This is a genomic window from Moritella sp. Urea-trap-13 (assembly GCF_002836355.1).
Lineage (GTDB): Bacteria > Pseudomonadota > Gammaproteobacteria > Enterobacterales > Moritellaceae > Moritella.
The window spans coordinates 21,635-41,080 of sequence record NZ_PJCA01000027.1 but is presented as its reverse complement, the minus strand read 5'-3'; the positions used below and the strand labels follow the sequence as shown (position 1 = coordinate 41,080).

Sequence of the window (19,446 nt, the reverse complement as noted above, 5' to 3'; positions counted from 1 at the left end):
ATGAATAAAATGACTTCTTTTACTCCTCTGTAGTCCCATTTGGAATATTGCTACTTAATTGAGCATGTAGTTCATCACGCAGCCACTTATGCGCCAAATCATGGTCAAAACGCGGATGCCAGATGATTGCCGCCTGTAAAACAGGTAATTTAATTGGTAATTTTTTTCGACTGAATTGCTCGCCGATGATGAGTTTATCGGCAATCGAGTTAGGAATGGTTAATAAATGGTCGGTTTTGGCAATAATACTAAAGGCCGAAGAGTAAGATGGGATACGTAATGCCACGTCTCTAAATACCCCTTGTGCCGACAGCGCCACATCAATATCACTGGATTTGTCTGCACCCGAGGTAATAATACCGTGCGGATACTGAGTGTAATTAGACAAGGTCAGTGCCACCTGCTCTAACGGATGGCCTTGACGCATAATACAAACATAACTGTCTTGCTCTAGCGGTAAATAAGAAAGGTGTTTATGTTCAGGGCGGATAATCGTTGCCCCTAAATCAATCTCACCCCGCTCCATCGCCGCAAGTGTAAACGTATCCCAATAGGTCAGATTAAGTTTAATATTCGGTGCATGTTGGTACAAATGCGCCAATGCCATAGGCAGAATATAATCCGTCACATAATCGGTTGAGGCTATGGTAAATTGACGTTGTGATTGCAAAGGGTCAAAGCCGCCCGTTATCAATAAGCCATCAATGTTATTTAAGATCTGCGCTAATAGTGGTTTTAACTGCTTAGCCTTTTCAGTTAACTGACTTTTATTATCGATTTTGATCAGTAAAGGATCAGCAAATATTTCGCGTAATTTAGCCAGGTTTTTACTCATTGCCGACTGGGTAATAAATTGGCGCTGTGCAGCCGCCGTCACTTGCTGCTCTTGCAACAAGTACTGCAAACTGAGTAATAAGTTGAGATTGATTCGTTGTAAATTAATCATTTAGCTTTAATTTCAAATCTGCGTTGCCTTCTCGGTAATCCATTACCACTTTAAAGCCACAATATTTTGCTAACTTAATCATGCCTGAGTTAGTTGGCATGGTGAAGCCAACCATGGTTTTTAAGCCTGATTGACGGCAAAAATCAATAATTTTCAACATCAGTGCTTTACCTAAGCCTTGGCCTTTCAAATCTGAGCGAACTGAAATAGCAAATTCTGCTTCACCAGTATCCCAATCAAAAATAGCCCGTACCACGCCTAAGGTTTCAGCTTGACCCATCGGATTTTTAGCACTGGCAATAAACGCCATTTCCCGTTCATAATCAATTTGCGTTAACATCGCCATTTCAAAGTGACTGAATTTAGAACGAGCGCCAAAGTAACGTAAATAACGATCATCTGCAGTTAATGAGGAATCAAATACTTGATGCTCAGGCTCATCTTCATGACGAATAGGTCTGAGTAGTACCCCTTTACCATTTTTCATGGTGTAGATACTTTCCAGCTCTTTCGGGTAAGGTAATATCGCCAGTTTTTGCTGTGAACGGCGACCACGTAAGCCAATTTTAACGTTTTCGATCTTGATGTTATACGCCGTGCGACCTAACTCTAATGGCTCCAGCAAGATCGATTTTATCATCGGGAAATCAATAATCATCTGCGAAATACGGGTTAATATTTCACACAAGCCGTCCATATTTAAGCGTACCGATAAACTACGCTCACGGATAATGCCCTGCTTAATAGCCCCGACAACAAGATAGCGCGATAGCGCCATATTCAATGGCGGTAAAGCAACTTCAGCATCTTGATCTATGTCCCAATCACCACCCGCTTCGCCGAGGCAGATAATCGGCCCAAATGCCGCATCATCAATCACTTCGATACGGAATTTATTGACCTCATCTCGTGATAACGCCGTATCAGAGGTAATGCCATAAGCGCTAAGCAACAAATTAATGCCTTTTTCATTCACTTCTTTGACGCCTTTGCGCATCGCGTTATCAATCATCACCTTCGCTGCAGTCATCGAATTTGGATTTAAATCGGCTAAGGTTTCAGGTGTTTGAATAAGGAGCTTTTGGTGGCGTCTAAACTTAACAATATAATTGAAGGCATTCACCGCCACTTCAGGGGTACCGTATGACGGGATCCCTGCTTTAATCAAGGTTTGACGGGCAATGCGACCACTGGTTTCGCCCATCCAAGAGGTGAATATAATCGGCCCTTTTTTGTTATTTTTAACTAATTGCGGGATTAACTTTTCAGCCGTCACATGGCATGCTTCAGTCACTTGCGGGGCATGAATAATAAGCAGCGCATCGTATTGTGCATCTTCCAATACAATTTCAATCACTTTGCTGAAAGCCTCAGCATCAACACCACCAAGGATGTTAATCGGATTCATACTGGTGATTTTACCCGGCAGTGCTTTTAATAATTTTTGTTCTGTTTCATAACTTAATTCTGCCAGTTTACAGCCAGATTTTAGCAGTACATCAACGGCCATATAAGCGGGTGAACCGCCATTAGAAATGATCAACATTTTATCGCCACGCACAGATCGCTTGACCGTAGCAATGGTTTTGATTGCCGATAATAACTCGAAGGTATCATTAACACGCAACATACCAGAACGTTGGAATGCGGCGGTATACGCGGTGTTATAAGAGACCTTATTACGTCGATTTTGCAATAACTCGGTGGTCCCACCTATGTTGGAACTTGAACGTACCACCACAATGGGTTTTTTAAATGCCGCGGCTCTAGCTGCCGACATAAAACGGCGAGTATCGATAATATTATCAACATACAAGGCAATCGATTTAGTAAAACGGTCACGACTTAAGTAATCGATTAAATCGGCAAAATTAACGTCAATGCGGGTACCAATGGAAATGAAACAAGAGAAGCCGACACCACGGGTTTCAGCCCAGTCAATCATCGAGGTAGCAAACGCCGCAGACTGGGAAATAACCGCAACATCACCGGCAGGCGGTGCCACGTGAGCGACACTGACATTTAATTTTAACCGTGGATTTAATACACCTAAGCTACTTGGGCCTAATACGCGAATATTATATTTTGCCGCAATCAAGCCAATTTTTTCCCAAGTATCAGCATTACCTTCATAAGGTTCGTCACTAAATAAAATAACGGCTTTACAGCCAATCTCACCCAGTTCTTTAACGATCTTGGGAACAAAACGGATCGGGGTACAAATAGCGCCAAGATCCGGTGCTATCGGTAAGTCACTTGGTTTCTCATACGCTAAAATCCCACAGACATTATTAGCCTTTAATGATACCGGCATAATCGGACCATCATACTGACTGGCTATTAAATTTTTAACTACCCAATAACCAATACTCTCAGTGCTATTTTTAGCGCCAATAACGGCTATTGATGAAGGTTCTAATAATGCTTTTATATTCAGTTGGGACATAGTTATAAGACCGCCTTTTAAATACTACGTTTTCTATAGGGTAATGATTTTTTAATGAAATTACGAGTCACAGCCGCAATTTGATTCCACTTGCCCATGACTTTTTTCTGAGTTTGGGTTTCCAGCACTAAAGCTGCTTGTTCTGATGCCACCCAGGTTTCATTCAGTAATGATTTGGCCGCGACAATGGCATCGGGAGAACGGGTTTTCAAACTATCGACAAAGGTCATAGCCGCCGCCATCGGATCGTCACAAACATGGGTGACTAAACCGTATTTTTCAGCTTCGACACCGCTAAATTTACGCCCTGTCATGGTCAATTCTTTGGCAATATCAATACGGGTAAGTTCACGCATGGTCACCATGCCACTCATATCAGGGATCAAGCCCCATTTAATTTCCATCACCGAGAATTCACAATCTGCGGTGCTGTAACGAAAATCAGCCCCGAGTGCAATTTGCAGCCCGCCACCAAAACACACACCGTGGGTGACAGCAATGACAGGTACCGGAATTTGGCGCCACAGATAGCCGACTTTTTGCGCCAGATTAGCCAGTTCGCCTTCTTCGCGTTTCAATAATTTGCCGGGATTGAGGGGATTTTTGATAATGCTTTTGACATCAAGGCCAGCGCAGAACACCTTACCATCGCCACGTACGATCACTGCTCGGATGGCTTTGTTATCAGCGAGTGCTGATGCGGTATTATCTAATGCATGAAACATATCCATGTCTAACGCATTATATTTACTGCCTCGATTAAGGGTAACAATGGCGACATCATCGTTAATATCAACAGTAACGCGTGGCCCTTGTATTGCAGTTTGATTTGCTGGCATCTCTTAACACTCCTTGTATTAGATTCAATAATAAATCGTATTACAAGATAGTAGAGTAAAGCACGCATTTAATTCATGACTTATCTCAAGCTTTCATACTCTTAGAGTAATTACCCGAATTTGATTGAAATACCATACTTAGGTTCAACTATAGAGGCTACTATAAGTTTTACTTAAAACCACACCATGGTTTGTGCTGCAAGACCAAATTTATTTGAACCACCATAGCTTGCACCAAGGTCAAGTTGGAAAACATTAAACGGTGATAAACCTACACCGGCGGTAAAGGCTTGGCTTTTATTGCCTTGTAAATCGTACATATAACCGGCACGAAACTGTATCGCTGACTCTGAACCTATTTCACCACCAATTTTCAACATTTGAGTGTCGTCAAAACTATTTCCCACACCAGATAATGTATTCATATCTTCATAACGTTGTGTGGCATTTAAGTCAATATCCATCGCTAGCATGGCATAATTACCGCTCCAACTAATTCCGGTAGTCACGACAGGATTGAGATTATAACTAGCACTAGAGCCATTCATTGGTTTTAAATCAACTTCTTGTGGTATTAAGTTTTTTACTGCCGCGCCGACACTTAAACCATATAACAATCCCATCTCCATACCTAAATCAAGGTTAAAACCTTTTTCATCACTGCTAGCACCATCTTTGTACTTGTCAGGATCAAAATCATTAACGACTTCAGAATAATTATAAGTGGAAATAACGTTATATTTCGGTGAAAAACCAAAATGCATGCCACCGTAACGAGTATCAAACTTACGCGCAAAAGTCATTCCTAATTCTAAAACAGAGATGGCGTATACGCTTACTTTAGAATTGATATCGCCGGAAACTACATCTGCAAATGCAAATGAATCGGCATATCCCTTGATAAATACATTGGTGGAATAATAGCGCGTAGGTACTGATGCAACGAGGCCAAAGCCAGCTTCGTAATAAGATTTATCACCAATAAGTTCTAACGGATCAGACGGTAGATCATCAAATAAATCATTTTCGTCATCAATCTGAACACCAAGTACAGGCGCGAGCAAACCAAAATCATCACGTACATCATGCTTAGCAGCCATTGCCGGGTTATGAAACGAAGCGGTGACATAATCTGCCGTCGTGACACCAACACCACCCATTGCATATGAGCGCGCGTCAAACTCAGTCGCAGACAGCGAGCAACTTGTGAGCGCAAATCCCAGAGATAGAGGCAATAATAATGCTTGGCGGCGTTGAGTTTTCATCGGCTCATGGATCCTTATGATATTTGAATCGCGATATCTTTAATCGCACAAATTATAATATTTATATCGTCAGCTCTGCTGACAACTTTAGGCAATTCGTATTGCCGCCTAAAATATACAATTAAACATGCTATTTATGTGCCAATTAGTCATGGTAGGAAAATATGTAATACGGTATGTATGTTCAGTAATGCAGCAGTCAAACTGTAAATCTTAGTTTTTCATTGACCTTTACAGAGTGATTATCTAAAGTACGAATCGTTATATTTATATAACATTCTGATTAGGTGACGTGTCCGAGTGGCTGAAGGAGCACGCCTGGAAAGCGTGTAAAGGGTAACCTTTCGAGAGTTCTTATATAAGGTTGTTATTGAATGCACCTTATTACCTAGATGAACAGTACAAAACAAAATTTGGTGACGTGTCCGAGTGGCTGAAGGAGCTCGCCTGGAAAGCGTGTAAAGGGAAACTTTTCGAGAGTTCGAATCTCTCCGTCACCGCCATTCTCTTCGTTAAAACAATTCTTATGATATTCTCGCTTTATACCAATAAGTTACGCTAATATAAGCACTTATATTACATAACCGACTCTTTTTTGTGCCTGCTACTTTCTGGAAGTGGTACAAAGAGGTGGTACAAAATGGTGTTAGCGATGACTCGTCCAACTACAAATAGAAACGGCACTTACCAAACTCGTATCGGTGTTCCCGCAAATCTGCGAGATACTATCGGTAAGTCAGAGTTAAAGCGATCTTTAGGCACTAAAAGCGAAAGTGAAGCTAAATTAAAGCATCCTATCGTACTTGCTGAGTTCGAAACGATACTAGAGCAAGCAAGACGCTCACTAGAAACCGAATCAAAACTAACTGATGCTGTTATTAAAAATATCATTTTCGCATGGCGTAAAGATGTTGCTACATCATTTAGTTCGCAATCGGATGCAATTAATCCATACATTTTTGAATGTGGCGGCTTAATTGAAGGCAATTGTATTCCTATTACAAGTCTACTCGAAGATATTGACCGACTTAAGCCAACCAGTCCACGGTTAGAATCAAAATACGCACAATTAGACTCAATACTTAGAAGCTTCTTTAACAACCAGCTAGACAAGTATCAAATAGTCGCAAACCCTAGCAGCCTTCAATACCGAAAACTGCTAAATGATTTTGCATTCGCTTATATAAAGATGACATCAAGCGCACTAAAGAAGAAAACGAGTGATATTGACTTAATTCATCAAGGCGCGACCTTACATTACGCATCGACTAAAGAAGTAAATCACTCAGGTGAGACATTTAGCGATGTGTGGAACGAATTCAAAACAGCAATTACCCGCAGAGAACCAGATAAAGCTGACATTAGACTTCGTGACTATTCTAGTGCTGCTAATAAGTTTATCAAAATGTACCCAAACAAAGCCTTCGCTCTGTTAACTAAGGCGGACATAGCACAGTTCAGAAATGTACTGGAGCAACTACCAACTAGACCGAAGGCTGATATTGCCAAGTTATCGTTGACCGAACAAATTGCTAAAGTTAGTGAGCTAAATTTAAACACGACTTCACAATCAAGCACTAGAAAGCAGATAAATACTATATCCGCAGTTTTTACTTATGCTATTCAACAAGGCAAAGTTCAAAGTAATCCAGTCATCGGTACTGTATCTGATATTAAAAAATCAAAACAATCCAATGATGAAAAAGGTTATTCGCCTGAAGAAATAGCGACTATTTTTGCATCCAAGTTATTTCAAGATAACTATAAACCAGCACGTTCAGACTATGGTAAAGCTCATTACTGGTTACCGTTGATTCTTCACTATACAGGCGCAAGAGCAGAAGAAATTGCACAACTATACGTTGCAGACATTGATTTAAACCATGGCATACAACACTTTCGGCTTCATGATGAAAGACATGATCAATCAATCAAAACTGGTATCGCAAGAAAAGTACCTATCCACCAGCACTTACTTGATCTTGGTCTTATTGACTACATCAGCTCATTACCATCTGACGGTCGACTATTTCCCAAGTTAACAGCAGGTAGCATCAAAAAGTATCATCGAGGTGTTGGCAAGTGGTTTGCGAAATTTGTTCGAGAAGAACTCGGTATCAACCGAGCAGGACTACAACCGCTTCATGGTTTACGCCATGCCTTTATTACGTCATGTCGTGAACGCGATGTGCGATACGATGTGCAAAAGGCAATTACTGGTCACTCACAGACTGATGTTGCAAGTCAGTATGGTCGATACCCACTATCAATGATGAATAGTATTATCCAAGGTATGCCTAAGTGCATGTAATGTGTCATTAGGATCTACCCAATGAAAAAATAGTGTCAGAATAGATAAAACCACCCTAAAGAAAGACTTTACGGTGGTTTTTTAGTTTGTCACAAGGGTATAATGTATTGATAATGAAACCTATGAAACCTATGAAACCTATGAAACCTATTCTAACTCTACTTATTTTTTTTAGCTTGATTCCGCATACCTATGCGAACCAAGATAAAGCTGGCTACGTAGATTCTTTAGGAAGAAAATCCCTACCGAGTTTTGCAGCACCAGAAACTGTTAATGAAAATTCTGATATTTTGATACTAGGAAATAGTTTAACCCATCATGATCCGTCCAATAAAGTAGAATGGTTTGGTGATTACGGGATGGCAGCATCAGCTAGAAGTAATGACTATTCTCATCAATTACTAAAGCTACTAAACATCCCTAGTGATAACGCTTATGTAAGAAATTTATACCCTTTAGAGATTAATTCAGCACCACTCCAACGATTTAGCAAGGAACTAAACAAAGAAGTTGGTCCTCAGACAAAAACTATTATCATTCAATTGGGTGATAATGTACCAGATGCAATTGATAAAACAAAAGAGCTAGAAAAATCATTACTAGGCCTATTTAATAATGTTTTTTTATCTCACCCACAACTCGAAGTTTTTTGTTTATCTACTTACTGGGGCAAATCTCATGTAGACCAAGTAATTGAAAGAACATGTAAAGCAAATAATGCTCACTATATTTATATTGGTGATATTTTTCCTACTCAGAACTTAAATAAAAGTCGCTTTGAGCATAACGGTGTAAACATGCACCCGAAAGATAAAGAGATGAGAAAAATTGCTGAAAAAGCCTTTGAAAATATAGCTATTCAGCAATATAAATGCCCTAACTGGGTACCGTCAATAATTATCAATGCTGACACTTATCAATTGAATTTTCCTAAATATTTACTAGAGTATATGTGTCATAATTACAGTATAAAAAGCTAATTTTATATTACTCGATAGATACTTGAAAGGCTTATACCAAGTTCTTTCGCGACTTGTGATTTACTCATTCCACCAGCCAGAAGCTCAGAAACCTGTACCTGTTTAGCTCTGGCTGTGGGTTTGCGCCCTTTGTACTTCCCCTTCTGTTTAGCCAACCTGATACCTTCCGCCTGTCGCTCAAGTAACAGCTGCCGTTCAAACGTAGCTATAGCTCCGATTAGCGTAACCATAAGGCGACCTGTTGGACTAGCTGTATCAATACCTAGATTCAATACCTGTAATGACACCTTCTTCTCGTCTAGCAACTCTACTATTTCCAATAGATGCTTTGTATTACGAGCAAGGCGACATAACTTAGTTACCTTGACCACATCATTCTCACGTACATATTCCAACATCCGCTTTAACTCTTCACGCTCAGTCTTTGCACCGCTATCTTTCTCCTGAAACACCACATCACAACCTGCTAACGCTTGTAATTGAACGTCTAAGCTCTGTCCTGCCGTACTTACCCTTGCATACCCGACTACTGCCATTATTTGTTCCTTGAATTTGATAACCCTGTACGCCACTGCGCACAGAGTATGGTTAGTTACTGATATGAGAAATCATTATTAGGTCGTAAATACTCAAGTAGTTTAATCAGTATTGTAATAGCAACTGATTTCAGAATATCGATATACAGTTTGTTAAATTTCATTAGGTTAACCCTTGTCTAAAGTAAGTGTGAATTGAACTTTTTTAGTGTGTTGAGGTCTAAACTTGCATGCTGATATGTACGGTATCTGATATACCTGCAGCTCACATTTAGGTCTCTATAAGAGCCTACAAGCCATTATTCCGAACTAAATAACCCTTAATAAGGCTTGTGTTAATAACGCCTCAGATAGGCTTATAAGCACGATGACGCAATTAGTTCTATCACGTGTTAATTCATCATTTTTAAACCCCAAGTCACTACCAAACGCTGGTGGTTTACCTATTAAGTCAGCCTACTCCACCGTTAGTTATCGTTACCTTACTTATAACGAAATGATGATCAGATATTGAATTAAGTGTGCGCAAACGGTCTTTAGCGTTCACACCTGTTCAAAACGATTAAAATATAAGTGTCATCAACAGAAACACGGAGGATTCATGCTGACAAACCGCATAACTAGAACTAAACGAAAAAAAATAATCGAGCTTCGAGATGAGAACCTAGCCCACACAGCGATCGCTGAACAAGTTGGATGCCACCGAAATACTGTAGGTAAGGTGCTAAGGCAAGAGGGGGTTAAGTAGATGTTATGTACCTAAAACTTAAAAAAGCAACGTACGAACAACTGCTTGATAACGCAAACAATGCAGGTATGGCACTGGCAAGCTATATCAATCTAATACTAGAACAAAATACTATCCAACAAGGAAAGGCAACACATGAACGAATGGACTCAACCCGAATCACAAACAGTAGAACAATGGACTGATGAATTAATTCTTAACGGCTGGTGCTGGTATGAAGATGATAAACCTCAACCGCATCTATGGAATCGCTTCACAGATGTAACAAGCAGCATCGGCAATATGCTAATTCGAGCAAGCAAAGTTGGCATTGACAAAAAAACGGCTCTAACCCCGTTAGAGAAGCGTATACCAATTGTATCAGGTAAACGCTTTGCTCCTGAGCTACCTGAGTTTGTGGTAAAGAACAATTGCACCTTCATCAATACATTCAAATCACATGAGCTCGATTTTGAAGAAGAACACGGCTACTGGGATACAGATAGCACACTGCTACCTAGTGATCCAAAATCACGAAAGAGAGCGTTAAGACCCTTTCTTGAGTTCTGCAATCGCCTTGTATCAAATAGTGACGATCTCGAATGGTTACTTTGCTGGATCGCTCACATGCTGCAAAAGCCAAGTGAACGACCAAGCGTTCACCCGTTATTCAGAACTGAACATGGTATAGGTAAGAACGTACTCGTCGAAGTGGTTATCGACAAGTTACTCTGCAAGCAAACTGTGACAACCAGTCTTAAAGAAATACGAGGTTCACACAGTGAAAGTGCAGCTAGTAACTTGCTTGTTTTCGTAGATGAAAGTAAAGCTAAAGGTATGAATGTTTATTTGGAACTGAAAAGCTTGCTCACAACCAAAGAATTACTCGTTAACCCTAAGCATATCCGTCCTTACAAACAAGAGATATTCAGTCGTTTCATGTTTGCTGACAACACTGAAGGTAGAGCATTTAACATCGAACAAGAAGATAGACGAATATACGTGATGCAGTACGTTACTCACGAAGAAAATAAAGCTGAAACTCAAAAGTTCGTGGCTGAATTTATCGACTGGTTCAACGTACACTGGGAACTTGTATTCGCTTTTCTAGATGAATACGATATTTCGGAATGGAGTCCACATGTCTGCCCACTAACTGAAGCAAAGCGTGATTATCTCAACATGTGCCTTGATCCAGTGGACGCCATAATTCAGCAGTACCTGACATCAGGCAAGCAATGCATTACTGAAGATAGCTGGAATAATTGTGTTCAAACGAATCGTTTTGAGGATGAATTCTTATTCCACCAGCTATCTATGACTGATAACTTCAAGTACAAACTTGAGGCTGCTGGATACCATAAAAGCCGTCCACAAGGTGCTAACGGAAAGAAAGTATCGGGGTACTTTCTCAATGGGCTAAAAGGTAGGGCTGCTTATGATAAACTAATGGCTGAAGCTGGTCATCGAGTTGATCCGAGGGTAAGTACAGAAGATGCGATAAGTGAGCTAGCTTCTGAATATACCTGTTAAGCCGGCTATATAAGAAAATAACTCACTATAGCCCTGTCACCCCTGTCGAAATATTGCCATGGAAGATATTGCATTGTATTTAAACGGGATTTGACAGCTTTGAAATAAACACCCTAGTCCAAACCATTGGGTATGGTATGTCGATAGCTATGTCGACATTGACTATCGAGTACAAATACATCAGAATAACACTTACTCAGCTGGTACAAAGAAGTGGTACAAAGCAAATAGAAGAAAATCCATAAGCCTTTGTTTTACAACATCTAAAGTAGATAATAGTTGAATCGAGAGTTCGAATCTCTCCGTCACCGCCATTAAACTACTTAGAGATGCTTATGCATCTTTTTTTGTGCCTGAAATTCGTGAGTAAGTGTCCCAAATAAAAAAGACACCAACTCACATCTGTATTCCCCACCTATTTCATCATCAATTACAGTTTCTGTTTATGACGATATTGCTCATACCAATAACCTATCGTATAAACACAAATAGTCACATCCGTGATCGCAAAAGGAATGAAGTCTACGTTCAAATGCGCCGTTTCTGGATTGAAAAAATTCGACATAAATAAATACACCATGAATAATTTTTCAATAAACGAATAAAGTATTATCAAACCACGCCACTCTACAATAAATGCAGACAGGGTGATAAAAAACCCCATTAAACCGACCATGATGCCCCAATGTCTAAATAAGAACACATAGTTAGCGTCATATGGCAGGTTATTCATTTCACGCAACGCTAATTCAGGATTGATCGCATAGATACCCGCGAACATAGTTATTAAACCGCCGATAACAAGAAACGGCTTTAAATGGCGTGTAAAAAACATAGTCTATTCCTATATGAGATTACTTACATAATAGTGCTACATGGCGAAGCATTTAGAATGTTACATTGACTCCGATAAAGTGGATCTTACCGTCAAATGTACCGCTCACGTTTGCTTTACTTCTATCAATATCAACTGAACCTAAATCAGCATATTCATAGAACATATCAATGCGGGTATCATCCCAATACGTGGTAGCACCAATAGAGTAGCGGTACTGTTCACCGACAGGTAGATCAACCCACTGTTTAGCTGGATCATCTTGCGGTGATGTTTCATAAGAAAAGCCTGCCTTTAATGCCCATTCAGCATTTAATTGGTAGTCTGCCCCGACTGCAAATTTCCATACATCATCCCAGTCACGATCAATCTCAAGATCTACGTCATAGCTCTCTAGAGTATCGTTGTAAACAGGCGTACCGCTAAAGTCACTCCATTGATGGAACTGCACTGAAGAAAGTAACGTTAGTTGCCCATTAACATCATAACTCCCACTTAAATCGATGATTGCGGGGGCAAGTAACTCAGTGCCGACGGTAAAAGATGATGGGAGTGGCAATATACTTGGATTGGCAGGACCTGAACCAAGATTTGGAGCGATTACATCCGCATTAATATCATCAAACTCAAATTCTATTTTTGAACGGTAACTTAAACCAACAGCCCATTTTTCAGCTTTATACATGGCGCCCGCATTGTAGCCAAATGCCCAGTCAGTACCGGCTTCAGTATCAAAACCCGCCGTACTCACTTCGATAATGCCGTAGTTGATTTGCGCCCCAATCCCAACCGACCAGTTATGATCAATTTTATAACTCATCGTTGGGTTTAGCTGCACAGCCTTCATTACCGCTGTATCTAAATGATTACCAGCATCCCAATTAGTGCCGTAATCAACGGACGAGCCACCAACCGCACCAAAGTTAACACCTAAATGGATATCCTCACTCACTTGCATTACATGAAATATACCAATCGAAGGCATCACAGTTTCTGCATCACCATCACCTGTATATCTAGCACCTTCAGCACCTGAATTTGTATCAATATCGGTATAATCCATCTGCAGATCTAGCACCATCATATTAACCGTGGTTTTCTGTTCCCCCATGTGCGTCATCGTCGCCGGGTTAGTCCAAGATGCTGTCGCGGTTTCGGTATATACACCATCACCGGCACCTGTTGTACCTGCGTTAGCAACAACAGCTTCTTGTAACAGCAGTCCACTGGCATTGGCGTATGTCGAGCAAATCAATAATGCTAATAGTGTTTTTTTCATCAGAATATCCATCAATATTGGTCATTAAAATCTACGAACATGATAGATAGAAAGCATCGTGAAAAAATCAGTAATATTACGGATTCACTTTGGTTTTTTTAATCAAGAAAACAAACAGTTTACCAATTAATTTTTCGCCAAAAATACGCTGCGCCCAAAACATTAATTTCGCATCAAGTGTGCTTTGATAACTGAGGTTAGGTGATTTGCTAAAGCCTGCTTTTATCAAGGTATTAACCGTTGAGGTGGTGTCCGAACCAGACTGATAAGCATTGTCTAAAAAATCATGGGATTTATGCACCACCTCTTTATAACAGGCTAATTGATTGGTTTTTTTCATATCTGCTAATTGAATAGCATCAAATTCTGTTTGCACACAGCCAGGTTCAACCGTGACAACTTGAATATTAAAGCCTTCTACTTCCTGCGCTAAGCCTTTAACCATGCCATTAAGTGCGTGTTTACTCGCTGAGTACCAAGCATTCATACTGGTAGAAACACGACTGGCAATCGAGGTGGTAAACACAATGCGACCAGCGCCTTGCTCTCGCATGTGTGGTAATACAGCGCGCGCTAATCTTGCAGCACCATAGACATTGGTATCAAACTGTTGATGCACTTTATCGATACTGGTTTCTTCTACTGGCCCGGCAATGGCAAATCCGGCGTTGGCATAAACAATATCAATATGCCCGACTTCTTTAGCCATTACATCGACGATGTGGGCAAGATCTTTTTCTGAGCATACATCGACTTGATGCACTTTCGCACCAAGGGCGGCAAGATGGTTTAATTTATGCAGTCGACGAGCGCCACAATAAACATGATGATTGCCGTTCAGAAGTTGAATAGCTAAATCGTAACCAATACCTGAAGAGGCACCAATGATAAGTATATTTTTTTTCATAGCCCGTTTCTCAAATTAGATTAAATCTATGTGTTGAGAAATTATAAGGATTGACGAGAACTGGAAATACGGTAATTTTACGGATTTATAAATTTACTCTACTGCAATGAACTAGAACCAGAAAGTCATTAACACTGTCATATCAGGGTAAGTGAAATATAATTTTCGCTATACCACCCAGCCCTGAAATCTGTATAATCCAGCTAAATTTGTCCATCCTAACTAGGTAAACGTATAGACTTGAGTATGACGGTCAAAGTATTACTTAGTGTTAAGTTATCAGTGCTTATTTTATGCGTGCTGATAAGCTATATTTTTAAATTGTAATGTGTAGGTGAAATAATTGAGTGAAAACAACGAGTCACATTTAGTTCCAAGTCGAGAGTGTGGAGAATGTACCGCCTGCTGCGTTGTACTTCTTATTGATGATGACAATTTTAAAAAGCCTGCCGAGCAAGTCTGTTCAAATTTGATGGCAAAAGGCGGTTGTAAGATCTATGCCAAAAGACCTTCAGTATGCCAAGATTGGCATTGTGCATGGCGCTTCATGGCGCAGCTAGACGAGAGCTGGCGACCAGATCTGTCTGGCATAATGCTGCGTTCAGACGAAAATGGCATCATTTTTCAGCCAATTCGAGATCCTAAGACAGTGTTAATCACAGCGCAAGCAATCGAGTTAATTGGTGGTGGTGTTGCTCAAGGCATACCTATGTCTATGTCAATTCCAGTTAAGCAAGGTTACCGCAGTTATAGTACTGCGCTTAATGAACCTTTAGCGGCAGCTGTAGAGGCGAGAAGCCTACCGATGATCCAAGATAAAATGCTTGAACTGATTGAGTTTTCATTAGCACAACAAACTACGCAAATTCCAATCTTTGCGAGTAAGTAATAAGTAGAGTAATCGGACAGCGGCGCTGGCTAACCCGAAGACAGCGTCGAGCACTTTAACGACCTCAAGAGAAACAATGCAATGGACGTATACACCCAATTTGAAAGTCTATTAGGTACCGTTACTGTGCATGGTAATGATGATGGTTTACTGGGTATTTGGTATGAAAGCCACGCAAAACAGCTCAGTGATTTTGGGCAGAAAGCCGATGACCACCCTATTTTGCAACTCGCGGTCATTCAGCTACAAGAATACTTTAATGGTAAGCGTCATGAATTTTCTATTCCGTTAGCGGCGAATGGGACTGTATTTCAAAACAAGGTATGGCAGGCACTCACGACTATCCCTTATGGCGAGACATGGAGTTATAAAGACTTGGCTATCGCAGTTGGTAACCCAAAAGCATCTCAAGCTGTTGGTGGGGCAAATAGTAAAAATCCAATATCGATTATTGTGCCATGTCACCGCGTGATAGGTAAAAATGGCAGTCTGACAGGTTACGCGGGGGGGTTAGATATAAAACAACGATTATTGGACTTAGAAGCTAAACATCATCACTCATCAATATAAAGTTCAACGCCATACACAATAAAGTCAGGACGGGGAACGCAATGTGACTCGTAGTCTTCTCTCATCCCACCTCAATACGACAATGTTAAAATATACAGCTTATCTATGTACCTTATCTATACACCTTATCAAGACGCATAAACTTGCCTGAATATGATGACTTATACGTAACTTAAGTTGCTACTTAATATAGCTGCTTAACTAAATAATAAATTTTTCAATCAATTGTGATCTATTCTCTAATCACTATCGTATTGCTCTTTAGAAGAAATAGATAAGACATCAAATCGTTCCAACATGGATGATTTTTAAATTGATTTTTTGAAAATGGCGGCCACTATGAATACTCCTACATCAACGATAACCTTAGGTATCAGTGCTTGTGTTAAAGGCGAAATGGTACGTTTTGATAAGAGTCATAAAAGATCAGACTTTTGTATGAATGAATTAAGCAAACATATGGAGTTCAAAGGTTTTTGCCCAGAAATGGCGGTCGGTTTACCTACCCCAAGACCAACAATTCGCCAGATTAAACACGGCGATATCATTGCCGTCAGTCGCCCAGATGGTAGCGGAGACGTAACACAAGCATTAACAGACTATGGTCAATCGGTAGGTCGCAACATTGATGGTTTAAGTGGTTTTATATTCTGCCAAAAAAGTCCAAGTTGCGGCATGGAACGGGTAAAAGTCTATTACGAACACGGTAAAGGCTGTGAGAATGATGGTGTAGGTCTATTCGCAAAACAGATAATGGCATTGAACCCACTATTACCTTGTGAAGAAAATGGCCGTTTAAATGATGCAGGATTACGTGAAAACTTTATTATTCGCGTATATACCTACAAACTTTGGCAAGAACTGCTCGCCAGTGGTTTAACAAAACATAAACTGATTAAATTCCACAGTGAAAGAAAGTATCTATTGATGAGCCATCACACCCCATCATATAAAAGCGTGGGTCAATTGCTAGGTCGCGCAGATATGAGCTTAGAAGAGATGGCAGATAAATATATCGCAGGGCTAATGACAGGGTTAAAACACATGGCAAACCGTAAAAGCCATACCAATACCCTCAACCATTTACAGGGTTACTTTAAAAAACATTTAAACAGTGACCAAAAATCTGAACTGACTCAGCATATCGATGATTACCGTACTGGATTATCGCCATTGTTAGTACCGCTAACGCTGCTTAACCACTATTTAAAACAGCATGCGAATGAATATTTAACGTCACAAGTTTACTTATCCCCTTATCCTGATTCTCTGAAACTAAGATACGGTATTTGATGTGATGGAAAGTCAGGTAATGGAAAACAACGCAGAAAGTGTCATGTGGTTTCGCGGCGACTTACGCGTATTAGATAACCCAGCCTTGGCGAAAGCATTAAGGCAAGGCTGCACCAAAGCCTTGTTCATGGCGCCGCTTGAACAGTGGCTGCAACATGATATGGCGCCGATTCAGCTTGATTTTATTGAACGACATTTAAATTTATTACGTGATCAGCTCGCTGAATTAGGCGTTGAGCTAACCTGCTTAACAGTCACTGATTTTGACGAGCAAGTTAGCTGTTTAAGTTCATACTGCCAAACCCAACACATTAAGCATATTTACGCCAACAGCGAAGTCGAACTTAACGAACATCGCCGTGATGAAAAGATCATAACCAATGGACTGCCATTACATCTCAGCGAGGCCGATGTCATCGTGCCAAAAGGCTCTGTACTCAATGGCCAGCAAGAAATGTATAAAGTATTTACCCCCTTTCGCAATGCCTGGTTAAAACAATTAAGACAGCACCCGCTCAATTTGGCTTTTTTACCTGAACCCACAGCTGTCATAGCAGTCCACCAGCCAGCCGAAGACATCGTATTAGCAGGTAATAAAACGAGTTCCCAAAAATGGCCGCTAGCAACCGTCATTTTACAGCAGGTTATTCCCGAATTTATTGCCAATAAGTGTCAGGATTACCAACAATTAAGAGACTACCCAAGTGTAAAAGGTACATCAGGTTTGTCGCCCTACTTAGCCATTGGCGCGATAAGTCCGCGCACTGTAGTCAATGCCCTGACACAAGCATTTCCAACATTACTCGATGATACCGCGTCATCCGCTTTTTGTTGGCTCAATGAACTGGCGTGGCGAGATTTTTACAAGCATTTACTCTTTCATTATCCGGCATTGTGCAAGCATCAAAATTACCAGAAAAAATATAACCACTTGCATTGGCATAACGACAACGCCTTGTTTGAGGCTTGGTGCCAAGGCCAGACAGGTTATCCTTTGGTCGATGCCGCGATGCGTCAGCTATTACAAACAGGTTGGATGCACAATCGATTACGCATGGTCGTGGCGAGCTTCTTAACCAAGCATTTATTAATTGATTGGCGACGTGGCGAACGCTTCTTTATGCAACACCTTATCGATGGTGATTTTTCTGCTAACAATGGCGGTTGGCAATGGGCAGCAGGAACCGGTTGTGATGCACAACCGTATTTTCGGATTTTTAACCCGATAACCCAGAGTAAAAAGTTTGATGCTGAAGGTGCGTTCATCCGCAAGTTTGTGCCTGAGTTAGCAACATTACCCAGCAAATATATTCATTTCCCCCACCAGTATTTACAAGATACGGGTCAAACCGCTATCTACTTTCCGCCCATTGTCGATCATAAAACGGCGCGGGAACAGGCATTAGGGTTTTACAAACAACACCTATCACTCGATGCCTAAACGAGTCTACTTATTTTCTTAGCCAAGTATTAAATGAATCAATTTAAAAACATAAAATTAATTTCTTATTGTTTTATCAATGAAGTAATTTTACGGTACTCGAGATACCTTGCGTTGATTATCATAAGCCAACTTTAAAGCGATGATTAAAACAAGAGAATATGATGCAGCTAGGTAATGACACATTAGACAGGAATAATTTGCTAGAAGAGTTTAAAGTTGAGATTGATGGCAAAATAATATCGTCAAAAACGAAGGTGATCCTCGACTCTAAAACGGGCTTAATGCTAGCAATTATCTCTCGACCACAACGTAATATCATTAATGTTTTATATAACAACGCAGGCATCATCTTTAGCAAGCAAGATATTAAAGACATTGGCTGGCCAGGTCGCATTGTCAGTAATTCTTCAGTGGTAGTGGCGATATCAGAAATTAGAAGCATCATTGGTAATAATAAAATTATAACCATCTCGGGTGAAGGTTATCTATTTAACAATTTGTTATAGCCCTTAATATATTATGAATCCCTAATCATTGTCGATAATGAACCAACCAATAACGAAGACCTACAAATGTTTCTCGCAGGTCTTCGAACAAACAACTTGTACCAGGCAATACATTGTCACGACACACACCTAACGTAAAT

17 protein-coding genes and 1 tRNA gene are annotated in these 19,446 nt (G+C 40.4%); 10 read left to right on the top strand and 8 right to left on the bottom strand.

All coding sequences use genetic code 11. The features are described 5' to 3' along the window. Window positions 1-19 precede the first annotated feature (19 nt). The 4 genes from CXF93_RS03155 to traF all read right to left on the bottom strand — a co-directional run bounded on the left by CXF93_RS03155 (window position 20) and on the right by traF (window position 5,496). Window positions 20-946, bottom strand: coding sequence for a LysR family transcriptional regulator (locus CXF93_RS03155; RefSeq protein ID WP_101060963.1), 927 nt, complete (start codon window positions 944-946; stop codon window positions 20-22). Next, window positions 939-3,392, bottom strand: a complete 2,454-nt coding sequence (locus CXF93_RS03150) for a bifunctional acetate--CoA ligase family protein/GNAT family N-acetyltransferase (RefSeq protein WP_101060961.1) — start codon at window positions 3,390-3,392, stop codon at window positions 939-941. Before CXF93_RS03150 ends, CXF93_RS03155 begins: the two co-directional genes overlap by 8 nt. Before the next feature lie 17 nt (window positions 3,393-3,409). Continuing rightward, window positions 3,410-4,231: a crotonase/enoyl-CoA hydratase family protein gene (locus CXF93_RS03145; RefSeq protein ID WP_101060959.1), complete on the bottom strand. Its 822-nt coding sequence runs from the start codon at window positions 4,229-4,231 to the stop codon at window positions 3,410-3,412. Between the two features lie 173 nt (window positions 4,232-4,404). Further along, window positions 4,405-5,496 (bottom strand): conjugal transfer protein TraF, encoded by a 1,092-nt coding sequence (gene traF / locus CXF93_RS03140; RefSeq protein WP_101060957.1) that lies wholly within the window; start codon window positions 5,494-5,496, stop codon window positions 4,405-4,407. 415 nt (window positions 5,497-5,911) lie between these two features. On the opposite strand from traF, the gene CXF93_RS03135 reads away from it, so the two are divergent. The 3 genes from CXF93_RS03135 (at window position 5,912) to CXF93_RS03125 (ending at window position 8,787) form a co-directional block, all read left to right on the top strand. Beyond that, window positions 5,912-5,999: transfer RNA gene (locus tag CXF93_RS03135), tRNA-Ser, on the top strand. A gap of 149 nt (window positions 6,000-6,148) precedes the next feature. After that, a complete protein-coding gene (locus CXF93_RS03130) occupies window positions 6,149-7,807 on the top strand; it encodes a site-specific integrase (protein WP_157824411.1) in 1,659 nt (552 codons plus the stop codon). Between the two features lie 113 nt (window positions 7,808-7,920). Then, the gene (locus CXF93_RS03125; protein ID WP_101060953.1) at window positions 7,921-8,787 is read left to right on the top strand and encodes a hypothetical protein; all 867 of its coding nucleotides are present in this window, start codon (window positions 7,921-7,923) and stop codon (window positions 8,785-8,787) included. A gap of 2 nt (window positions 8,788-8,789) precedes the next feature. Here the strand turns inward: CXF93_RS03125 and CXF93_RS03120 are convergent, their stop codons facing one another. Continuing rightward, on the bottom strand, window positions 8,790-9,323 hold the full coding sequence (locus tag CXF93_RS03120; RefSeq protein WP_101060951.1) for a recombinase family protein: 534 nt from the start codon (window positions 9,321-9,323) through the stop codon (window positions 8,790-8,792). Between the two features lie 601 nt (window positions 9,324-9,924). On the opposite strand from CXF93_RS03120, the gene CXF93_RS22460 reads away from it, so the two are divergent. After that, window positions 9,925-10,071, top strand: coding sequence for a helix-turn-helix domain-containing protein (locus tag CXF93_RS22460; RefSeq protein ID WP_369832188.1), 147 nt, complete (start codon window positions 9,925-9,927; stop codon window positions 10,069-10,071). A 135-nt stretch (window positions 10,072-10,206) separates the two neighbouring features. After that, entirely contained in the window at window positions 10,207-11,583 is a 1,377-nt protein-coding gene (locus tag CXF93_RS03115; protein WP_101060949.1) for a primase-helicase family protein, read from the top strand. Window positions 11,584-12,013: 430 nt separating this feature from the next. Here the strand turns inward: CXF93_RS03115 and CXF93_RS03110 are convergent, their stop codons facing one another. From CXF93_RS03110 to CXF93_RS03100, 3 genes are all read right to left on the bottom strand, one after another. Continuing rightward, window positions 12,014-12,418 carry a hypothetical protein gene (locus CXF93_RS03110; RefSeq protein WP_101060947.1) on the bottom strand — a complete coding sequence of 135 codons (405 nt, stop codon included), beginning with the start codon at window positions 12,416-12,418 and terminating at the stop codon, window positions 12,014-12,016. Between the two features lie 52 nt (window positions 12,419-12,470). Then, window positions 12,471-13,697: an OmpP1/FadL family transporter gene (locus CXF93_RS03105; RefSeq protein ID WP_101060945.1), complete on the bottom strand. Its 1,227-nt coding sequence runs from the start codon at window positions 13,695-13,697 to the stop codon at window positions 12,471-12,473. Window positions 13,698-13,773: 76 nt separating this feature from the next. Further along, window positions 13,774-14,604 carry an SDR family NAD(P)-dependent oxidoreductase gene (locus CXF93_RS03100; RefSeq protein WP_101060943.1) on the bottom strand — a complete coding sequence of 277 codons (831 nt, stop codon included), beginning with the start codon at window positions 14,602-14,604 and terminating at the stop codon, window positions 13,774-13,776. A gap of 343 nt (window positions 14,605-14,947) precedes the next feature. Between CXF93_RS03100 and CXF93_RS03095 the strand changes: the two genes are divergently transcribed. From CXF93_RS03095 to CXF93_RS03075, 5 genes are all read left to right on the top strand, one after another. After that, window positions 14,948-15,493: a hypothetical protein gene (locus CXF93_RS03095; protein ID WP_101060941.1), complete on the top strand. Its 546-nt coding sequence runs from the start codon at window positions 14,948-14,950 to the stop codon at window positions 15,491-15,493. Between the two features lie 81 nt (window positions 15,494-15,574). Beyond that, the gene (locus tag CXF93_RS03090; protein WP_101060939.1) at window positions 15,575-16,063 is read left to right on the top strand and encodes a methylated-DNA--[protein]-cysteine S-methyltransferase; all 489 of its coding nucleotides are present in this window, start codon (window positions 15,575-15,577) and stop codon (window positions 16,061-16,063) included. A 339-nt stretch (window positions 16,064-16,402) separates the two neighbouring features. Beyond that, window positions 16,403-17,356 (top strand): DUF1722 domain-containing protein, encoded by a 954-nt coding sequence (locus CXF93_RS03085; RefSeq protein WP_101061505.1) that lies wholly within the window; start codon window positions 16,403-16,405, stop codon window positions 17,354-17,356. A gap of 19 nt (window positions 17,357-17,375) precedes the next feature. Beyond that, complete coding sequence (gene phrB, locus CXF93_RS03080) at window positions 17,376-18,797, top strand: deoxyribodipyrimidine photo-lyase (RefSeq protein WP_101060937.1); 1,422 nt, start codon at window positions 17,376-17,378, stop codon at window positions 18,795-18,797. A gap of 161 nt (window positions 18,798-18,958) precedes the next feature. Next, window positions 18,959-19,306 carry a winged helix-turn-helix domain-containing protein gene (locus CXF93_RS03075; RefSeq protein ID WP_232784088.1) on the top strand — a complete coding sequence of 116 codons (348 nt, stop codon included), beginning with the start codon at window positions 18,959-18,961 and terminating at the stop codon, window positions 19,304-19,306. Window positions 19,307-19,446: the final 140 nt, after the last annotated feature.

What these genes read in the sequence shown, in the direction of transcription:
- CXF93_RS03125 (WP_101060953.1), top strand. Translation starts at nt 7,921, where the DNA reads ATGAAACCTATGAAACCTATGAAACCTATGAAACCTATTCTAACTCTA.
- CXF93_RS03105 (WP_101060945.1), bottom strand. Translation starts at nt 13,697, where the DNA reads ATGAAAAAAACACTATTAGCATTATTGATTTGCTCGACATACGCCAAT.
- CXF93_RS03120 (WP_101060951.1), bottom strand. Translation starts at nt 9,323, where the DNA reads ATGGCAGTAGTCGGGTATGCAAGGGTAAGTACGGCAGGACAGAGCTTA.
- CXF93_RS03075 (WP_232784088.1), top strand. Translation starts at nt 18,959, where the DNA reads ATGATGCAGCTAGGTAATGACACATTAGACAGGAATAATTTGCTAGAA.
- CXF93_RS03130 (WP_157824411.1), top strand. Translation starts at nt 6,149, where the DNA reads ATGACTCGTCCAACTACAAATAGAAACGGCACTTACCAAACTCGTATC.
- CXF93_RS03150 (WP_101060961.1), bottom strand. Translation starts at nt 3,392, where the DNA reads ATGTCCCAACTGAATATAAAAGCATTATTAGAACCTTCATCAATAGCC.
- CXF93_RS22460 (WP_369832188.1), top strand. Translation starts at nt 9,925, where the DNA reads ATGCTGACAAACCGCATAACTAGAACTAAACGAAAAAAAATAATCGAG.
- CXF93_RS03110 (WP_101060947.1), bottom strand. Translation starts at nt 12,418, where the DNA reads ATGTTTTTTACACGCCATTTAAAGCCGTTTCTTGTTATCGGCGGTTTA.
- CXF93_RS03085 (WP_101061505.1), top strand. Translation starts at nt 16,403, where the DNA reads ATGAATACTCCTACATCAACGATAACCTTAGGTATCAGTGCTTGTGTT.
- CXF93_RS03155 (WP_101060963.1), bottom strand. Translation starts at nt 946, where the DNA reads ATGATTAATTTACAACGAATCAATCTCAACTTATTACTCAGTTTGCAG.
- traF (WP_101060957.1), bottom strand. Translation starts at nt 5,496, where the DNA reads ATGAAAACTCAACGCCGCCAAGCATTATTATTGCCTCTATCTCTGGGA.
- phrB (WP_101060937.1), top strand. Translation starts at nt 17,376, where the DNA reads ATGGAAAACAACGCAGAAAGTGTCATGTGGTTTCGCGGCGACTTACGC.
- CXF93_RS03100 (WP_101060943.1), bottom strand. Translation starts at nt 14,604, where the DNA reads ATGAAAAAAAATATACTTATCATTGGTGCCTCTTCAGGTATTGGTTAC.
- CXF93_RS03115 (WP_101060949.1), top strand. Translation starts at nt 10,207, where the DNA reads ATGAACGAATGGACTCAACCCGAATCACAAACAGTAGAACAATGGACT.
- CXF93_RS03145 (WP_101060959.1), bottom strand. Translation starts at nt 4,231, where the DNA reads ATGCCAGCAAATCAAACTGCAATACAAGGGCCACGCGTTACTGTTGAT.
- CXF93_RS03090 (WP_101060939.1), top strand. Translation starts at nt 15,575, where the DNA reads ATGGACGTATACACCCAATTTGAAAGTCTATTAGGTACCGTTACTGTG.